The sequence below is a fragment of the Amycolatopsis sp. NPDC114484 genome (assembly GCF_055633755.1).
In genome coordinates this window covers 154,151-168,658 of sequence record NZ_JBVKDQ010000001.1, presented here as the reverse complement: position 1 = coordinate 168,658, position 14,508 = coordinate 154,151, and the positions used below count along the sequence as shown (strand labels likewise).

Genomic DNA, 14,508 nt, shown 5'->3' with positions numbered 1-14,508 from the left:
TACATCTGACATGCGGTTCGTGCACGCGCGGCACTGGGGGCGAGTCCTCGCCGGCTGCGCTCTTCTCGTCGCCACCGGTTTGGGCGGGGCGTCCTCCGCCTCCGCGACCACGCCCGGCAAGGGCTCCGACGGCTATTGCCAGGACGACAACGGCGTCACGGTGATCGTCGACTTCCAGGGGCTTGGCGGCGAAACCCTCGTCCGGTGCGCCCCCGGCAAACAGGAAAACGGCGTCACCGCCCTGCAGAACGCGGGCTTCGAACTCACCGGCGCGGGCAAGTACGGCCTGTCGGTGATGTGCAAGATCGAAGGCAAACCCGCCGATCAGACCTGCACCGGGATGCCGCCGGAGAAGGCGTCGTGGAGCTTCTGGACCGCCACCAACGGCGGCAAATGGGAGTCGGCGCAGGTCGGCGCGCAGAGCTGGAAGCCACCGGCCGGCGCGTTCGAGGGCTGGTCGTTCGCGATCGGCAAGTCCTACACCGAATATCCGCCGCCGCGCACCGCGCCGGTGCGCAAGGCCACCGCGCCCGCGCAGGCTCCGGCGTCCACTTCGGACAGTGGCTTCCCGTGGGGCCTGGTGATCGGCATCGTGGTCGTCGTGCTGCTCGTGGTGGCCGGGACGGTCGTCGCGGTGCGTCGCAGGCGTGCCGCGGAGTAGTCCGCGAGCGCTCCATCCCGGCGCGTGGTGGGTGTGGGCGCTCGCGCTCGCCGTCGCCGCGAGCCGGACCACGAACCCGGTGCTGCTCGCCTTGGTGATCGCGGTGGCCGGGTTCGTCGTGGTGCTCCGCCGCGGCGACGCGCCGTGGGCGCTGGCGTTCCGGATGTACGCCTGGATCGCCGGGGTGATCGTGGCCTCGCGCGTGCTGTTCCGGATCCTGATCGGCGGCGAGGACGGCGGCCACGTCCTGTTCACGCTGCCGACCATCCCGCTGCCGAGCGTCGCGGCTGGCATTCAGCTCCTCGGCCCCACTTCGGCCGAGGAGCTGCTCGGCGGGCTCTACGACGGGCTCCGGCTGGCCACGATCGTGCTCTGCATCGGTGCCGCGAACGCGCTGGCGAACCCGAAACGCCTGCTCAAGGCCGTACCCGGGGCGCTGTATGAGGTGGGGACGGCGGTCACCGTCGCGTTGTCCGTGGCCCCGCAGCTGGTCGAGAGCGTGCAGCGGGTGCGCCGCGCGCGTCGGCTGCGGGCGGGCAAGACGCGCGGCCTGCGGTTCGTGAAGGGGATTTTCGTGCCGGTGCTCGCCGACGCCATGGACCGGTCGCTGCAGCTCGCGGCGGCGATGGATTCTCGCGGCTACGGACGGCGCGGCTATCTCTCGCCGCGGGTCCGGATGCTGATCGCGACCTGCGTGCTGGCCGGGCTGGTCGGCGTCGCGGTGGGGGTTTACGGCGTGCTCGACGGGTCCGCGTCGTGGCTCGGGGTGCCGATGCTCGTCGCCGGTCTGGTGCTGGCCGCCGCCGGATTCGTGCTGGGCGGGCGGCAGATCCGGCGCACGACCTACCGGCCCGATCCGTGGCGGTTGCCGGAGACGCTGGTCGCGCTGTGCGGCGTCGCCACCGCGGTGCTCGTGCTGATCGCCGACCCGGTTTCGCTCACCACCCCGGCCAGCCCGCTGACCTGGCCGACGCTGCCGCTGCTGCCGGCCGTCGCGGTGCTGATCAGCGTGCTGCCCGCTTGGTTCGCGCCGCGTCCGGCGCTGGTGTCGGAGGTCGCCCGATGATCGAGTTTTCGCACGTCAGCGTCACGTACGACGGGGCGGACCGGCCGGTGCTCCGGGACGTCAACCTCACGATCGAGGAGGGCGAACTCTGCCTCGTCGCCGGACGCACCGGTGTCGGCAAGTCGACATTGCTCGGCGCGATCAACGGTCTCGTCCCGCATTTCACCGGCGGCACCCTGGTCGGCCGCGTCGAGGTCGCCGGGCTCGACACCGCGACGCATCCGCCACGCGAACTGGCGTCGGTGGTCGGCGTGGTCGGGCAGGATCCGCTGGCCGGATTCGTCACCGACACCGTCGAGGAGGAACTGGCGTACGCGATGGAGCAGCTCGCGGTCGCGCCGGACGTGATGCGTAAACGCGTCGAGGAAACCCTTGACCTGCTGGGTATCGCCGAACTCCGCGACCGTCCACTTCGGACCCTCTCCGGCGGGCAGCAGCAACGCGTCGCGATCGGCGCGGTGCTCACGGCACACCCGAGCGTGCTGGTGCTGGACGAACCGACGTCGGCGCTCGACCCGACCGCCGCCGAGGAGGTGCTGGCCGCGATCACCCGGCTGGTGCACGACTTGGGCACGACGGTCGTCGTCGCCGAGCACCGGATGGAACGCGTCGCGCAGTACGCCGACCGCCTGCTCTACCTGCCCGGCGACGGCACCGTGGTCTCCGGCCAGCCGGCGGAGGTTTTCGCCGAGACCGATGTCGCGCCGCCGATCGTCGAGCTGGGCCGACTCGCGGGCTGGTCGCCGCTGCCGCTGTCGGTCCGCGACGCCCGTCGGCTCGCCCGTCCGCTTCGGGAACGCCTGGCCGAACGTCGCCCTGCTCAGGCGGCACAAAGCTCTGGCGAGGCGGTCCTCACCGCGCGGGGCGTGCGGGTCCGGTACGGCGGGGTGAACGCGGTGCGGGGTGTTGACCTGCGGCTGAACCGTGGCGAGGTCGTCGCGCTGATGGGCCGGAACGGCTCGGGCAAGTCCTCGCTGCTGTGGGCGTTGCAGGGCAGCGGACCCCGGTCCGACGGCACGGTCGACGTGCTCGGCGCGGACCCGAAGGCGCTCCGGACGCGGGCTGCCCGCACGCGCGTCGGCTTGGTCCCCCAGACCCCGTCTGACCTGCTGTACCTCGATTCAGTCGCGGCGGAACTCCGGCAGGCGGACCTCGAATCGGACGTCACCGCGGGCACCGCGCGGAAGCTGCTCGACCGCCTCGTGCCCGGCATCGAAGACGACACGAACCCGCGAGATCTGTCCGAAGGCCAGCGTCTCGCTTTGGTCCTGGCCGTGCAGCTGGCCGCTGCCCCGCCGGTCGTGCTGTTGGACGAGCCGACTCGTGGCCTGGACTACCCGGCGAAACGGCACTTCGCGACCATCCTCGCCGACTTGGCCGCCGAGGGACACGCGGTGCTGCTGGCCACCCACGACGTCGAGTTCGTCGCCTCCGCCGCGCACCGGGTCGTGGTCCTGGCCGAGGGCGAAGTGGTCGCCGACGGTCCGACCGCGGACGTCGTCGTGGCCTCGCCCGCATTCGCGCCGCAGGTGGCGAAGATTCTCGCGCCGGAGCCGTGGCTGACCGTGGACGCGGTGGCGAAGGCGCTGGCGTGACCGATTTCCTGGGTCCAGCCGTCCGCATCCGGCACCGCACGGCGCTGGTGCTGACGGCGGCTGTCGTGGTCGGGCTGGCGATGTTCTGCTGGCCGCTGCTCGCCCGCAGCACCGTCGGCACCTCCGCGCACGTGACCGACGCGCCGTTCGTTTTCCTCGTGACGCTGCCGGTGCTGATCCTGATCGTGCTGGCCGAGCTGTCCAGCGGCGGGCTCGACGCGAAGGCGCTCGCGCTGCTCGGCGTGCTGTCCGCGGTGAACGCCGCGCTGCGTCCGCTCGGCGCGGGCACCGGCGGGATCGAGCTGGTGTTCTTCCTGCTCGTGCTGGCCGGGCGGGTCTTCGGACCGGGTTTCGGGTTCGTCCTCGGCTCGACGTCGCTGTTCGCCTCCGCCCTGCTCACCGGGGGCGTCGGGCCGTGGCTGCCGTTCCAGATGCTGGCGTCGTCGCTGGTCGGCCTGGGTGCCGGGCTGCTGCCGCGCCGGGTGAGGGGCCGGTGGGAGATCGCGCTGCTGGCGGTCTACGGCGTGGTCGCCGCGTACTTCTACGGCCTCGCGATGAGCCTGTTCACCTGGCCGTTCCTGGCGAATCACACCGCGCTGGACTTCGTCCCGGGCGGCCCGCTCGGCGAGAACCTGCACCGGTTCCTGGTCTTCACCGTGCTGACGTCCACCTTGGGCTGGGATACCGGCCGCGCGCTCACGAACCTCGTCGCGATCCTCGTGCTGGGCCCGGCGATCCTGACGGTGCTGCGCCGGGCCGCGCGCCGAGCGGCGTTCAGCTGACCGACTGGCCGATCTTGTCCAGCACCTCGACGAACTGAGCCATCCCGGCCGCGTTCGGGAAGTGCGAGGTGTCGATGTCGTGCACCTCGAACCGCGTGTCGGGAGTGCGCGCGTCGGCCTCGGCGATCATCCGGTCCTGCAGGGCGAGCGGGACCATACGGTCTTGGAGATGCCGGACGTAGAACCGGGGGACGCGCCCCCATCGCTCCGGCGTGCCCCGCGAGTCGGTCGAGCTGCGGCCGATGATGTCGTCCGGGGCCATCGCGTTGAGCAGGGCGTAGAACTCGCCGTCGGTGGCGTCCGCGCAGAGCGCCGCCTTTGCCGTCGTCAGGGTCTCAGCGGTGGAAGTACGCCAGTTGAAGCGCATCGCCCCGATCACCGCCGGGTCGGCCGCGATGAACCCGAACATCGCCCCGACCCGCGACGACGCGGCCTCGGGCGTGGCCAGATACTCCTCCGGCGTCGGCAGGTCGACACAGCAGAACGCGGCGTCGTAGACCAGCGCCGACACCAGCTCCGGCACCTCTTCGGCGACGAGCGTGACCAGCGCGCCGCCGATGCTCGACCCGACCAGCACGACCGGACCCAGCGCCGCGGCCCGGCGCACGACGTCCACAGTGGACGCGACCTGGTCGGCCACGGTCACGCCGGCCAGCGCCGACGGTTCCGTGGAGAACGCGCCGCGATCCTGCGGAGCCTGATACGACAGCCGAAACTGCTGCTCCGGCTGCGGCACCCCCACCCCGCGATACCCGCGCAGCACGAGTTCGGGCGGGGCGGCGGACACGCCGTTGGCACCGGCGGCGAAGACGAACGTCGAAGTCATGCCGCACAGTCAAGCGACCAGCCCGGCCCCGCACAGCGGGGAAAGGTTGATCGGATCCGCGACTAAAGTCAGGAGTAGGAGTAGAACCCGCGGCCGGTCTTCTTGCCGAGCAGCCCGGCGTCGACCATGCGCAGCAGCAGCGGCGGCGACGAGTACAGCGGCTCCTTGAACTCGGCGTACATCGAGTCCGCGATGGCCTTGATCGTGTCGAGGCCGATCAGGTCGGACAGCCGCAGCGGACCCATCGGGTGCGCCGTGCCCAGCTCCATGCCGCGGTCGATGTCCTCGGCCGAAGCGAAGCCCGACTCGATCATCCGGATCGCCGACAGCAGGTACGGCACGAGCAGCGAGTTCACGATGAACCCGGCCCGGTCCTGCGACCGGATCACCGTCTTGCCCAGCGCGCCGGTGGCGTGCTCCTCGGCCCGGCGGGCGGTCTCCTCGCTGGTCAGCAGCGACGGGACCAGTTCGACCAGCGGCAGCACCGGTACCGGGTTGAAGAAGTGGATGCCGACGACCTGCTGCGGACGGCCGGTGGCCATGCCGAGCTTCATGATCGGGATCGACGACGTGTTGGACGCGAACACCGCGTCCTCGCGCTCGACGATCTTGTCCAGCTGCCGGAACACGTCGACCTTGGCCTGCTCCTGTTCCAGGATGGCCTCGACGACGAGATCGCGGTCGGCGAACTCGGCGATGTCCGTGGTGAAGCGCAGCCGCCCGAGCGCCGCTTCGGCGTCCTCGGCGGCCAGCTTGCCGTTGCGGACGCCGCGTTGCAGCGATTTCTCGATGCGCGCCTTGCCCGCGTCGAGAGCGGGCTGGTTCACCTCGGTGACCAGCACGTCCAACCCGGACCTGGCGTGCACCTCGGCGATGCCGGAGCCCATCAGCCCTGCTCCGACCACACCTACTCGTGCGATGTCGCTCACCCGTCCAACTCCTTCGTCACCTCACTGGCAGCAGCAAGAAAACGGGCAGCACGCAACGCGCGAGGGCGTCTCGGACCTAGGTCCGATTCCGCCCTCGCGTGTCGTGTGCCTGCGTCAACGGCGGTACTCGTCGTACCCGTCGTCGTACGGGTCCTCGTACCGCTTGTCGTCCTCGTGGTTGTCCGAGGAACTACTCGACAGCTCGCGCTGCAAAGCATCGAAGTCGGTTTCGTGGGAGCTGTATTTGAGCTCGCGCGCCACCTTCGTCTGCTTGGCCTTAGCCCGGCCGCGCCCCATGGCTCGACCCCCTCGCACAGGGGCGGGGCGGCCGGGGGAATCGGCGGCCCCGCATCGTCTCGACAGTTCTTTCCTGCTGACACCGTACCGTGTCCCGGGGGTTGGATGCGACGTGGCACGGTGTGCTCGTCGCGACAGTGTCCGCCGGACGCCGGTTACCGGCACGTCGATGCCGATCGGCCCTGGTCGGCGTGCCACGATGCTCGGGTGCTCCGACCTTTCGTGGCCTATCTGCGGGTGTACGAACCTCTGCGCGCGCTGGGCGATCCCCCGGCGCAACAGCTGGTCGAGGCCGTTTCCGCGGGCGGGCTCAGCCGGGTCGGGATCGGCGAACGCGAACAGCGGATGTGGCTCAAGTCACAGGCGGCCGCGCCGGTACGGCTGCTGCCCGCGCAGCTGCGCGACGGACGGCCCTCGCCGAGCCTCGTCACCGACGTGCTCGTGCTCGACCCGGCCGACGTCCCGGCGGGCCACACGGCCGAGGGCCCGTTCGCGTGCCCGCTCGAACTGCGCGCCCGCTCGGCCGCCGCGTTGAGCACCTTCCTCGCCGACGCCGAACCGGCGTTGCGGATCACGGTCCTCGACGCCGGCGGCGTCACCGCGGATGGCGCCCGGGCCCAGACCAAGGCCGCGATGACCGATCTCACCGCCGCCGCGGCGCACACCCTCACCACCACCTGGACCGTCCCGCTGCCCTGGTTCTCGCTGGTCGACCCGGACGAGCGCAAGCTCGTGCTCGGCAGCGGCCCGGCCGACCCGACGCGGGAAGCGTCGTGGCGGACGCCGATGTCGGCCGCGCTGCGCCGGGCGTCCGAGGCGGGCGAGCTGATCGAGACGACCTTCGGCGACTCCGGCCCCGGCCGGGTGCTCGCGCAGACCCGCCAGTGGCTGGAGAGCTTCGACCCGGACTCGGTCGTCGAACTGGACTACGGCGGTCTCGTGCAGCTGTTCGCCGACTCGCTGCTGGACGCCGACTCCACCGCGGAGGAGGTCCATGACATCCTCGACGCGCTGCGCACCGGGAACGTCGAGGAGCTGGCCGAGCTGTTTTCGCAGCTGCGCGAGTTCTGGGGCGACCTCGCGGCTAAGGAGCACTCCAACTGACCCGCAGCTCGCCGACCCGCTGACCGCCGCCTCGTATCTCCGGATTGACCAGGTCAGACAGCTCTTCTGGCACCTCGATGCCCAGGCGAGCGAGGACGGTCATGGCCAGCGGTGCCAAGGCCCGCTTCGCACCGTCCGCGATCTTGATCGCGCACGCGGTGCCGTCACCTAGCGCGAACGCCAGGACACCCTCCGCGCCGCTCTTCGACAGCAGTCCGGGCACGGCCTGCATCAGCCGGGTGTCTTCCCGGCCGGTGCCCGCGACCAGCCACGGGTGCTCGCGCATCGCGTCGGCGACTCGGCGTTCGTCGCCGCCCGGCTCGGCCTGGACGAGCCGGCCGAACGACCGCGCCAGGCCGGTCGGCGAGAACGCGAACAGCGGCGCGCTGCAGCCATCGACCCCGACCGCGGCGATGGATTCGCCGGTCAGCTCCTCGACCGTCTTCGCCAGCTGGACCTGCAGCGGATGGTCCGGCAGCTGGTAGCCGTCGGTCTCCCCGCCGTTCGCGACGCAGGTGGCGAGCATCGCGGCGTGCTTGCCGGAGCAGTTCATCGTGATCTTCCGCGGCTCGTTGGCCGCGCGCCGGGCGTCCTCGCCGATCGGCAGCTCAGCCGGGCAGGCCAGCGCCGACGGGTCGAGCCCCGCTCCGGACAGCATCGCGGCGACACGCTCGATATGTCCGGTTTCGCCGGAATGCGACGCGCAGCCCAACGCCAGATCCGCGCCGTCGTAGCCGAGCCCGGCCCGGAGCATGCCGACGCCCTGCAGCGGCTTGTTCGCCGACCGGGGGAAGAACGGGCTGGTCACGTCGCCCGCGGAGAACTGGACGGAGCCGTCCGGCGCGGTCGCGACGAGACATCCGTGATGGACGCTCTCGACGAACCCGTTCCGGACGACCTCGACGAGGATCGGCTGGCCGGTCATTCCTCGACGCGCCCCAGTTCGCTGTCCAGCAGCTGGTCCACAGTGGCCGCTCCGCTGCTGTAGCGCGCGGCGATCTCGGCGTTGAGCGTGTCCATCACGCCTTGGACCTGGCGGCGAAAGGAAGACACAGACACTTCCTCGGCCGCGTATGTGTCCAGCGCGGCGGCGAGCTTGTCGTCGGAAAGCGAGCCGACGTCGGTCAGCCCGGTGTCGCCGATCAGCGCCTCCGCGTGCCTTCGATGCTCGCCCGCGCGGGACGGTTCGAGCTGCTGGTGTCTGCCCGAACCGGCGGCCGGGCCGAGCGCGTTGTCCGCGAGGATCGACGCGAGCCGGTCGACGATGCTGGCTGCCCCGCCGGACGAGCGGCGTTCCTGTTCGGCGCGCACGATGTCGATGCGGGCGTGCAGGAGCCGGCGCAGGTAGGACAGGTCTGTCTCTTCCTGCGCGGCCTCGTCGCGCCGCTCGCGCAGCACCGGGAGCGGCAAGTCGCCTAATCCGGTGAGATATCCCGGGCCGAGGACGCGGTCGATCCGTCGTCGCCCGCCGGGACGCACTTCGATCACGGGCACATCCTGCTCCACATTCCGCGACGACGCTACCGTCGAGTTCACTTCAGCCCCGCAGTCTCTGCGCCGCTTCCCGTCCGGGCGCCGCGTGTTCGCCCGGCACCGAGTCCGGATCGACAGTGGCCTGGACCACTCGGTCCTCGTCTCCTGCCAGCAGTTCCGCCCCGCCCGGGACCGAGCGTTTGACCAGTGCCAGCGCGATCGGCCCGAGTTCGTGGTGCTGCGCGACCGTGCCGATCCGGCCGACCACGCGCTCGCCGAGCTTCACCGGGTCGCCGGTCTCCGGCGTGATCTCCGGCGAACCGTCGAGGTGCAGCAGCGCGAGGTACCGCGGCGGGCGGCCGACGTTGTGCACCTTCGAGACGGTCTCCTGGCCGCGGTAGCAGCCCTTCGCGACGTGCGCGGCCGAGCCGATCCAGCCGACCTCGTGCGGGATCGTCCGCTCGTCGGTGTCGACACCGAGCCGCGGACGCCGCGATTCCACGCGCAGCGCGTCGAAGGTCCAGGAGCCGGCCGGACGCGCACCGGCGTCGGTGAGTCGTTGCCACCATTGAGTGAGCTGAGCGCGCGGCACCACGAGATCCGCGCCCGCTCGCGTCGGCCACGGCATCCGCCGGGCGAATCCGCCTTCGGGCAGCTCGGTCACCGAGTACGGCTCGGCGCCGAGTTCGACGCCGAGCACGCTGTCGGTCTCCGGGCCGAGCACCGAAAGAACGGCCAGTTCTTCCGTCGCGTCGCGAATCTCGACCTTGGACCAGAATTTCATCGCTTCGAGGTACTCGCGCAGGGTTTGCTTGCCGCCCTTGGGCAACGCGCTCGTGACGACCGGATCGGGGTCGCTGTCGAGGTAGACCGTTTCGCCGGTGTGCGCGAGCACGAAGTGGGTGTCGACGTGGCCCTGGCTGTCGAGGACGAGCGCTTCGGTGCCCGTGTTCCCGGCGAGTTCGGTGACGTGTTGCGAGATCACCAAATGCAGCCAGGACAAGCGTTCCTCGCCGGTGACCGCGAGGATTTCTCGGTGCGAGCGGTCGATCACGACCACTCCTCGGGCGGCGGTGCGCTGCTCGGCGAACGGATCGCCCCAGTGCCACGGAACTCCGGCTTCCGGATGGCCCTCGGGCGCGGCGACCGCGCGGGGGATTTCGAGCAGCGGCGAGCTGTACGGCATACCGCTAAGGGTAAGTGAGTACCTTGTGGGGATGCGCGTTCTCGCCTTCCTCGACGGTTCACTTGCCGACCCCGAAGCCGCTCACCTCCGGGTGGACGACCTCGGCCTGCTGCGCGGGGACGGGGTGTTCGAAACGATCCTCGTGGCAGTGAAAAAGCCGCGGGAAATGCGTCCGCACCTCGACCGGCTCGCCCGTTCCGCGGCGATGCTGGACCTGCCCGCCCCGGACCTCGACGGCTTCGCGCGGGCCGCGCGGGCGGTCGTCGACGCGTGGCGGGGCGGGCCGGAGATTGCCCTGAAACTCGTGTACACGCGGGGTGTCGACGGTGATCCGGAGGGAAGGCCGACGGCGTTCGCGATGGGCCTGGAGGTCGACGAGAAGGTGCTGCGGGCGCGCACCGAAGGCGTCTCCGTGGTGACCCTGGAGCGCGGTTTCGGCCCCGAACTCGCCGAGCGCGCCCCGTGGCTTTTGCTCGGCGCGAAAACGGTTTCCTACGCGATGAACATGGCCGCCCTGCGCGAGGCGGCCCGTCGCGGAGCCCAAGATGTGATCTTCACCGCTACCGACGATTCGGTGCTCGAAGGACCGACGTCGACGGTCGTCCTGGCGAAGGAGCGGACGCTCTACACCCCGCCGTCCACTGTTGGCATCCTGCCAGGGACGACGCAGTACGCGCTGTTCCGCGGCGCGGAGAAGGCGGGCTGGTCGGTGAAGGTGGAGCCGCTTTCGGTGGAGGACCTGCTGCGCGGGGACGGCGTTTTTCTCACGTCGTCGGTGCGGAAGGTGACCCGGGTGCACACGCTGAACGGGACGGAGCTGCCGGACTCGTCGGCGCTGCACGGGGAGCTGGTGGCGGCTTACGAGGGCGAGTACTGAGGTTTCGGCGGCCGGGTTTGGCTGGGCGGCATCCATCCGCCTCGCGATGGCGCGGCAACGCCGAAAGCTAGCCTGAGTTTTCCGCCCGAGCAGCCGAAATGAGCACCACCGACGGCGTGACCCCCTCCGCCCGGTACGCGCTGATCTTGTGGTGCCCGTCCAGCAGCAACGGGCGCGTACCGGACAAAACCACCGCCACCGGACGGTGTCCGGAGCGGATCGCCGTGCGGTAGTACGCGACGCGGGCATCGTCGTCGTCCGGCCAGTCGCTCGCCGGGACCAGATCGGGGCCCTCGAACCGCTGCGGGCCGCTGACCCGGTACTGGCCGTCGACCAGCAGCGCCAGCAGCTCGCGGAGGGTTTCGGCCAGCGGGAGGCGTACCTGGCCGGTCGCGAGTGCGATGCGCAGCGACTGCGGCAGCTCCGCCCGTCCTCCGGTGTTCAGCTCCAGGAAACCCGCGCCGCCGGTGATCGTTACCCGTTCCACGCTCAGAAGGACGTGTGGAACCGCACCAAGGTTCCGGGGCGTGCTTGAGCGAGTGCTCCAAGTGACTCCCGTCTCACGACGGCGACCACCGGATAGCCGCCCGTGGTCGGGTGATCGGCGAGGAACACCAGCGGCGATCCGTTCGGCGGGACCTGAATCGCGCCGGTGAGCACGCCTTCGCTGGGTAACTCCGAAGTGGACACTCGACGTAATGGCGGCCCGGAGAGGCGGACCCCCACTCGGTTGGATTCCGCGGTGACTGTCCACTGTGCGTTGAGCGCGCTCGCGGGCTCGGCGAACCAGTCGTCGCGGGGCCCGAGCAGGACCGGGACAGTCAGCTGCGACGGCACGGGCGCGGCGGCGACCACGTCGGCACCGGACGGAACACCGGTGACGGGGCCGAGGGGGACTGTCGCACCATCGCTCAACGGCGCGGGGCCGAGTCCAGAAAGGACATCAGTCGACCGGCTCCCCAATACGGGTGGCACCGCGATCCCACCGGACACCGTCAGGTAGCAGCGCAGCCCGGAGACAGGTCGGCCGATCGACAGTTTTTGGCCTGGGCGCAGCGAAATCGGCGTGTGCGAACCGGTTTCCCGTCCGTCCACGGAGACCGCGACCGGCGGTCCGGTCACCGCGGCGGTGCACGAGACCGCGGCCCGGACGGTCAATCCGCCCAGCACGGTTTCGATCCCGGCGGCGTCCTCGGCATTGCCGACCAGCCGGTTGCCGAGCCGCAGCGCAGCGACGTCAAGAGCACCCGACGGTGGGACGCCCAGATGTGCGTAACCAGGTCGTCCGAGGTCTTGCACCAGAGCCAGCGCACCGGTCGAGACGATCTCCAGCGCGCGCATCAGACACTCCGGAACCGCACACGGAGACCAGGCGTGAACAACGCCGGTCGCTCGGCGGAAGGGTCGAAAAGCGTCGCCTCGGTATGTCCGATCAAACGCCAGCCGCCTGGGGATTCCCGTGGGTAGACGCCGGTGTACTCGTCCGCGATGGCCACCGCGCCAGCGGGGACCCGGGTCCGCGGCGAAGCAAGACGCGGCTGCTGCAACTCGAAAGGAAGCCCGGCGAGATAACCGAAACCGGGCGCGAAGCCAGTGAACGCGACTGTGTAGACCGTGCCGGTGTGGAGGGTGACGACCTCGTCCACGCGGAGCCCCGCGTCCTCAGCGACCAGGGCGAGATCCTCGCCGGAGTAGTGCACGTCCAAGACAACTTCGCGGACATCCCCGGCTGGCGGATGTGTCAGATCGGCCGAAGCCAGCAACGACCGCGCGGCTTCCAGCGCACCAGAACCGGGAGCCGCGACCACAAGCAGGGTGCGGGCCCCGGGGACGATCTCCTCGACGCCGTCGAGCGCGGCTTCGGTGAGCGTCGCCCGGGCCGCGCTCATCTCCTCGAGAGAGGCGCAGTCGAGCAGTGCGGCGTGTTCGCCGTACCGCCGCCAGCGCACGGCGTCTCCCGGAGCCTCAGCCCACCACGCGGCGCAGCAGCGCGGAGGCGTGCGGCTGCATCTCCTGGCCGACCATCGCGCGTTCCTCGACGTACCCGAGGTCGCCGTTCACCAGGCCGTACAGCCGCTGCGCACCGGTGACCTCCTTGGCCGTCGCGGTGCGGATGACCGCGTCGGTGCCGAGTTCCCAGGACGTCTGGCTGCGCGGCTTCCCGTAGTACAGCTCGACGATGCCGGAGCTGTGCGTGAGCAGCAGTTCCAGGGTGTCGTCCTCCTGCGGACGCCAGAACCCGGTTTCGCGGGCGGCGGGCCGCAGCACGCTGCCGTCCTCGTTCAGCAGCCACGAGCGCGCCTCGTGGTACAGGAACGGGCGGCCGTCGTGGGCGACGGTCAGCTGCTGGGCGAACTTGATCGGCCCGTCGATCGTCGGGTAGTCGATCTCGCCCTCGCCGCGCCAGACGCCGACGAGCGGCAGCAGCGCGAGGCACGCGTCGTTCAGGTTCGGGCCCTCGCGCAGGTTCGCCGTGTCGTTCGGGATCGGCAGGTCGTCCCACAACGGCAGGTTGCGGTCGCGCGTGCTGGCGGCCCGCTCGTCGGCTGCTGCGATGGCTTCGTCGCCACTCGTCATGCTGATCAGCGCTGGTCGGCGTACAGCCGGTAGACGACAAAGACCGCGAACAGCACGGTGGCGATGCCCGCGATGATCAACAGGGTCGTAAACAAGGTCTCCACAGCGAGGACAATAGTCCGCCCCGCCTCATCCGGCCCTGCGCAGGGTCGCGGCGGTGAGGACGGTCACCGCGAGCAGTGCCGCTCCGGCCACCGCCATCGCGGTCCGCAGCCCGGTCGTGAGGGTGCTGCCGTGGTCGAGAAGGGCACCGAGCGCGGCGACGCCGAGCGCCATTCCCACCTGCCGCGCGGCGTTCACCGTGCCGGCTGCGGTGCCCGTGCGCTGCACCGGAAGCCCAGCGAGGCCGACCACATTGGTCGGGGTGATGGCTCAGGCCGAGACCGATGCCAGACTGCGCGAGCGGGACGCTGAGCAACCAATACGGACTCGTGGTGTCGACCAGCAGGAAGGCGAAACTGCCCGCCGCGGTGATGGCCAGGCCGATCGGCAGCACGCGTTCCGCGGTGAAGCGGGCGGCGAGCCTTCCGGAGAAGAACGCGAGCACGGCGTTGGCCACCACGTACGGCAGCATCTGCACGCCTGTCGTCGAGGCCGTGCTGCAGATACACGGCGATCAGCACCGGCAGCGGGTAGCAGGCGAAGCCGATGACGAACGAGGTGAAGATCGAGGTGGCGAAGCGGAGCTTGCCGAACAGCCGGATCGGCAGCATCGGATGCGGAGCCCGCAGTTCCACGACGATAAAGGCGGCTAAGCCGAGTGCGCCGAGCGCCGCGACGACCGCGTCGGACGCGATCACGGCGTAGGTGAACGACCCGATCCACAACGCGCCGAGCACCTGTCCGGGCAGGTCCAGCGCGCCGTGCGCCGGATCGGACGACTCGCCGAGACCCTTTCGGCCAGCAAGGACTGCGAAAACACCGATCGGCAGGTTGATCAGGAAGATCGAAGGCTGTGTTTGATGGCGCCGGCTTCGCCGGCGCGGCGGGATCGCCTGCAAGTCGGCGGGTCGGGGAGCAGCACACCCGGCCCGGGGGCCGTGCGCGCCGCTCCCCGACCCCCCCAGGCGATCCCGCGTGGGGGTCCCGTCGCCGGGAAAAGGGCACCAAACCGAGGAACCTTCCCCAAACGAAC

At 70.6% G+C, this 14,508-nt stretch carries 18 protein-coding genes; 6 read left to right on the top strand and 12 right to left on the bottom strand.

All coding sequences use genetic code 11. The features are described 5' to 3' along the window. Nucleotides 1–10 precede the first annotated feature (10 nt). Genes ACZ7SW_RS00840 through ACZ7SW_RS00825 form a run of 4 tightly spaced genes read left to right on the top strand, consistent with a single transcriptional unit; the run spans nucleotide 11 to nucleotide 4,104 of the window. Nucleotides 11–661, top strand: coding sequence for a hypothetical protein (locus ACZ7SW_RS00840; RefSeq protein WP_470228359.1), 651 nt, complete (start codon nucleotides 11–13; stop codon nucleotides 659–661). Then, nucleotides 648–1,727 carry a CbiQ family ECF transporter T component gene (locus ACZ7SW_RS00835; protein WP_470228358.1) on the top strand — a complete coding sequence of 360 codons (1,080 nt, stop codon included), beginning with the start codon at nucleotides 648–650 and terminating at the stop codon, nucleotides 1,725–1,727. The genes ACZ7SW_RS00840 and ACZ7SW_RS00835 overlap by 14 nt, the downstream gene beginning before the upstream one ends. After that, nucleotides 1,724–3,322, top strand: coding sequence for an ABC transporter ATP-binding protein (locus tag ACZ7SW_RS00830; protein ID WP_470228357.1), 1,599 nt, complete (start codon nucleotides 1,724–1,726; stop codon nucleotides 3,320–3,322). The genes ACZ7SW_RS00835 and ACZ7SW_RS00830 overlap by 4 nt, the downstream gene beginning before the upstream one ends. Then, the gene (locus ACZ7SW_RS00825) at nucleotides 3,319–4,104 is read left to right on the top strand and encodes an ECF transporter S component (protein ID WP_470228356.1); all 786 of its coding nucleotides are present in this window, start codon (nucleotides 3,319–3,321) and stop codon (nucleotides 4,102–4,104) included. The genes ACZ7SW_RS00830 and ACZ7SW_RS00825 overlap by 4 nt, the downstream gene beginning before the upstream one ends. Here the strand turns inward: ACZ7SW_RS00825 and ACZ7SW_RS00820 are convergent. From ACZ7SW_RS00820 to ACZ7SW_RS00810, 3 genes are all read right to left on the bottom strand, one after another. Continuing rightward, a complete protein-coding gene (locus ACZ7SW_RS00820) occupies nucleotides 4,097–4,930 on the bottom strand; it encodes an alpha/beta fold hydrolase (protein ID WP_470228355.1) in 834 nt (277 codons plus the stop codon). The genes ACZ7SW_RS00825 and ACZ7SW_RS00820 overlap by 8 nt on opposite strands. Nucleotides 4,931–4,998: 68 nt before the next feature. Further along, nucleotides 4,999–5,859: a 3-hydroxybutyryl-CoA dehydrogenase gene (locus ACZ7SW_RS00815; RefSeq protein WP_344266205.1), complete on the bottom strand. Its 861-nt coding sequence runs from the start codon at nucleotides 5,857–5,859 to the stop codon at nucleotides 4,999–5,001. Between the two features lie 114 nt (nucleotides 5,860–5,973). Continuing rightward, nucleotides 5,974–6,156, bottom strand: a complete 183-nt coding sequence (locus tag ACZ7SW_RS00810; RefSeq protein WP_037716129.1) for a DUF3073 domain-containing protein — start codon at nucleotides 6,154–6,156, stop codon at nucleotides 5,974–5,976. A gap of 207 nt (nucleotides 6,157–6,363) precedes the next feature. On the opposite strand from ACZ7SW_RS00810, the gene ACZ7SW_RS00805 reads away from it, so the two are divergent. Further along, nucleotides 6,364–7,260 carry a DUF8083 family protein gene (locus ACZ7SW_RS00805; protein WP_470228354.1) on the top strand — a complete coding sequence of 299 codons (897 nt, stop codon included), beginning with the start codon at nucleotides 6,364–6,366 and terminating at the stop codon, nucleotides 7,258–7,260. Here ACZ7SW_RS00805 and ACZ7SW_RS00800 read toward each other — a convergent pair. From ACZ7SW_RS00800 to ygfZ, 3 genes are read right to left on the bottom strand one after another with little or no spacing between them, the layout of a single operon-like run. Next, the gene (locus tag ACZ7SW_RS00800) at nucleotides 7,241–8,185 is read right to left on the bottom strand and encodes an asparaginase (RefSeq protein WP_470228353.1); all 945 of its coding nucleotides are present in this window, start codon (nucleotides 8,183–8,185) and stop codon (nucleotides 7,241–7,243) included. The genes ACZ7SW_RS00805 and ACZ7SW_RS00800 overlap by 20 nt on opposite strands. Further along, nucleotides 8,182–8,748 carry an RsiG family protein gene (locus ACZ7SW_RS00795; protein WP_470228352.1) on the bottom strand — a complete coding sequence of 189 codons (567 nt, stop codon included), beginning with the start codon at nucleotides 8,746–8,748 and terminating at the stop codon, nucleotides 8,182–8,184. Before ACZ7SW_RS00795 ends, ACZ7SW_RS00800 begins: the two co-directional genes overlap by 4 nt. Before the next feature lie 49 nt (nucleotides 8,749–8,797). Then, nucleotides 8,798–9,919, bottom strand: a complete 1,122-nt coding sequence (gene ygfZ / locus ACZ7SW_RS00790) for a CAF17-like 4Fe-4S cluster assembly/insertion protein YgfZ (RefSeq protein WP_470228351.1) — start codon at nucleotides 9,917–9,919, stop codon at nucleotides 8,798–8,800. A gap of 31 nt (nucleotides 9,920–9,950) precedes the next feature. On the opposite strand from ygfZ, the gene ACZ7SW_RS00785 reads away from it, so the two are divergent. After that, on the top strand, nucleotides 9,951–10,796 hold the full coding sequence (locus ACZ7SW_RS00785; RefSeq protein ID WP_470228350.1) for an aminodeoxychorismate lyase: 846 nt from the start codon (nucleotides 9,951–9,953) through the stop codon (nucleotides 10,794–10,796). A gap of 67 nt (nucleotides 10,797–10,863) precedes the next feature. Here ACZ7SW_RS00785 and ACZ7SW_RS00780 read toward each other — a convergent pair whose 3' ends face one another. From ACZ7SW_RS00780 to ACZ7SW_RS00755, 6 genes are all read right to left on the bottom strand, one after another. Beyond that, nucleotides 10,864–11,283 carry a hypothetical protein gene (locus ACZ7SW_RS00780; RefSeq protein ID WP_470228349.1) on the bottom strand — a complete coding sequence of 140 codons (420 nt, stop codon included), beginning with the start codon at nucleotides 11,281–11,283 and terminating at the stop codon, nucleotides 10,864–10,866. A gap of 2 nt (nucleotides 11,284–11,285) precedes the next feature. After that, nucleotides 11,286–12,137 (bottom strand): 5-oxoprolinase subunit C family protein, encoded by an 852-nt coding sequence (locus ACZ7SW_RS00775; protein WP_470228348.1) that lies wholly within the window; start codon nucleotides 12,135–12,137, stop codon nucleotides 11,286–11,288. After that, complete coding sequence (locus tag ACZ7SW_RS00770; RefSeq protein WP_470228347.1) at nucleotides 12,137–12,745, bottom strand: 5-oxoprolinase subunit B family protein; 609 nt, start codon at nucleotides 12,743–12,745, stop codon at nucleotides 12,137–12,139. The genes ACZ7SW_RS00775 and ACZ7SW_RS00770 overlap by 1 nt, the downstream gene beginning before the upstream one ends. 16 nt (nucleotides 12,746–12,761) lie before the next feature. Continuing rightward, the gene (locus ACZ7SW_RS00765) at nucleotides 12,762–13,373 is read right to left on the bottom strand and encodes a heme-binding beta-barrel domain-containing protein (RefSeq protein ID WP_470228346.1); all 612 of its coding nucleotides are present in this window, start codon (nucleotides 13,371–13,373) and stop codon (nucleotides 12,762–12,764) included. Between the two features lie 129 nt (nucleotides 13,374–13,502). Then, entirely contained in the window at nucleotides 13,503–13,673 is a 171-nt protein-coding gene (locus tag ACZ7SW_RS00760) for a hypothetical protein (protein WP_470228345.1), read from the bottom strand. Beyond that, entirely contained in the window at nucleotides 13,670–14,374 is a 705-nt protein-coding gene (locus ACZ7SW_RS00755) for a hypothetical protein (RefSeq protein ID WP_470228344.1), read from the bottom strand. The genes ACZ7SW_RS00760 and ACZ7SW_RS00755 overlap by 4 nt, the downstream gene beginning before the upstream one ends. Nucleotides 14,375–14,508 lie beyond the last annotated feature (134 nt).

Bases quoted from the DNA above. Each gene is read 5' to 3' on its own strand.
- ACZ7SW_RS00810 (WP_037716129.1), bottom strand. From the start codon at position 6,156: ATGGGGCGCGGCCGGGCTAAGGCCAAGCAGACGAAGGTGGCGCGCGAG.
- ACZ7SW_RS00785 (WP_470228350.1), top strand. From the start codon at position 9,951: ATGCGCGTTCTCGCCTTCCTCGACGGTTCACTTGCCGACCCCGAAGCC.
- ygfZ (WP_470228351.1), bottom strand. From the start codon at position 9,919: ATGCCGTACAGCTCGCCGCTGCTCGAAATCCCCCGCGCGGTCGCCGCG.
- ACZ7SW_RS00800 (WP_470228353.1), bottom strand. From the start codon at position 8,185: ATGACCGGCCAGCCGATCCTCGTCGAGGTCGTCCGGAACGGGTTCGTC.
- ACZ7SW_RS00830 (WP_470228357.1), top strand. From the start codon at position 1,724: ATGATCGAGTTTTCGCACGTCAGCGTCACGTACGACGGGGCGGACCGG.
- ACZ7SW_RS00820 (WP_470228355.1), bottom strand. From the start codon at position 4,930: ATGACTTCGACGTTCGTCTTCGCCGCCGGTGCCAACGGCGTGTCCGCC.
- ACZ7SW_RS00840 (WP_470228359.1), top strand. From the start codon at position 11: ATGCGGTTCGTGCACGCGCGGCACTGGGGGCGAGTCCTCGCCGGCTGC.
- ACZ7SW_RS00765 (WP_470228346.1), bottom strand. From the start codon at position 13,373: ATGACGAGTGGCGACGAAGCCATCGCAGCAGCCGACGAGCGGGCCGCC.
- ACZ7SW_RS00775 (WP_470228348.1), bottom strand. From the start codon at position 12,137: ATGCGCGCGCTGGAGATCGTCTCGACCGGTGCGCTGGCTCTGGTGCAA.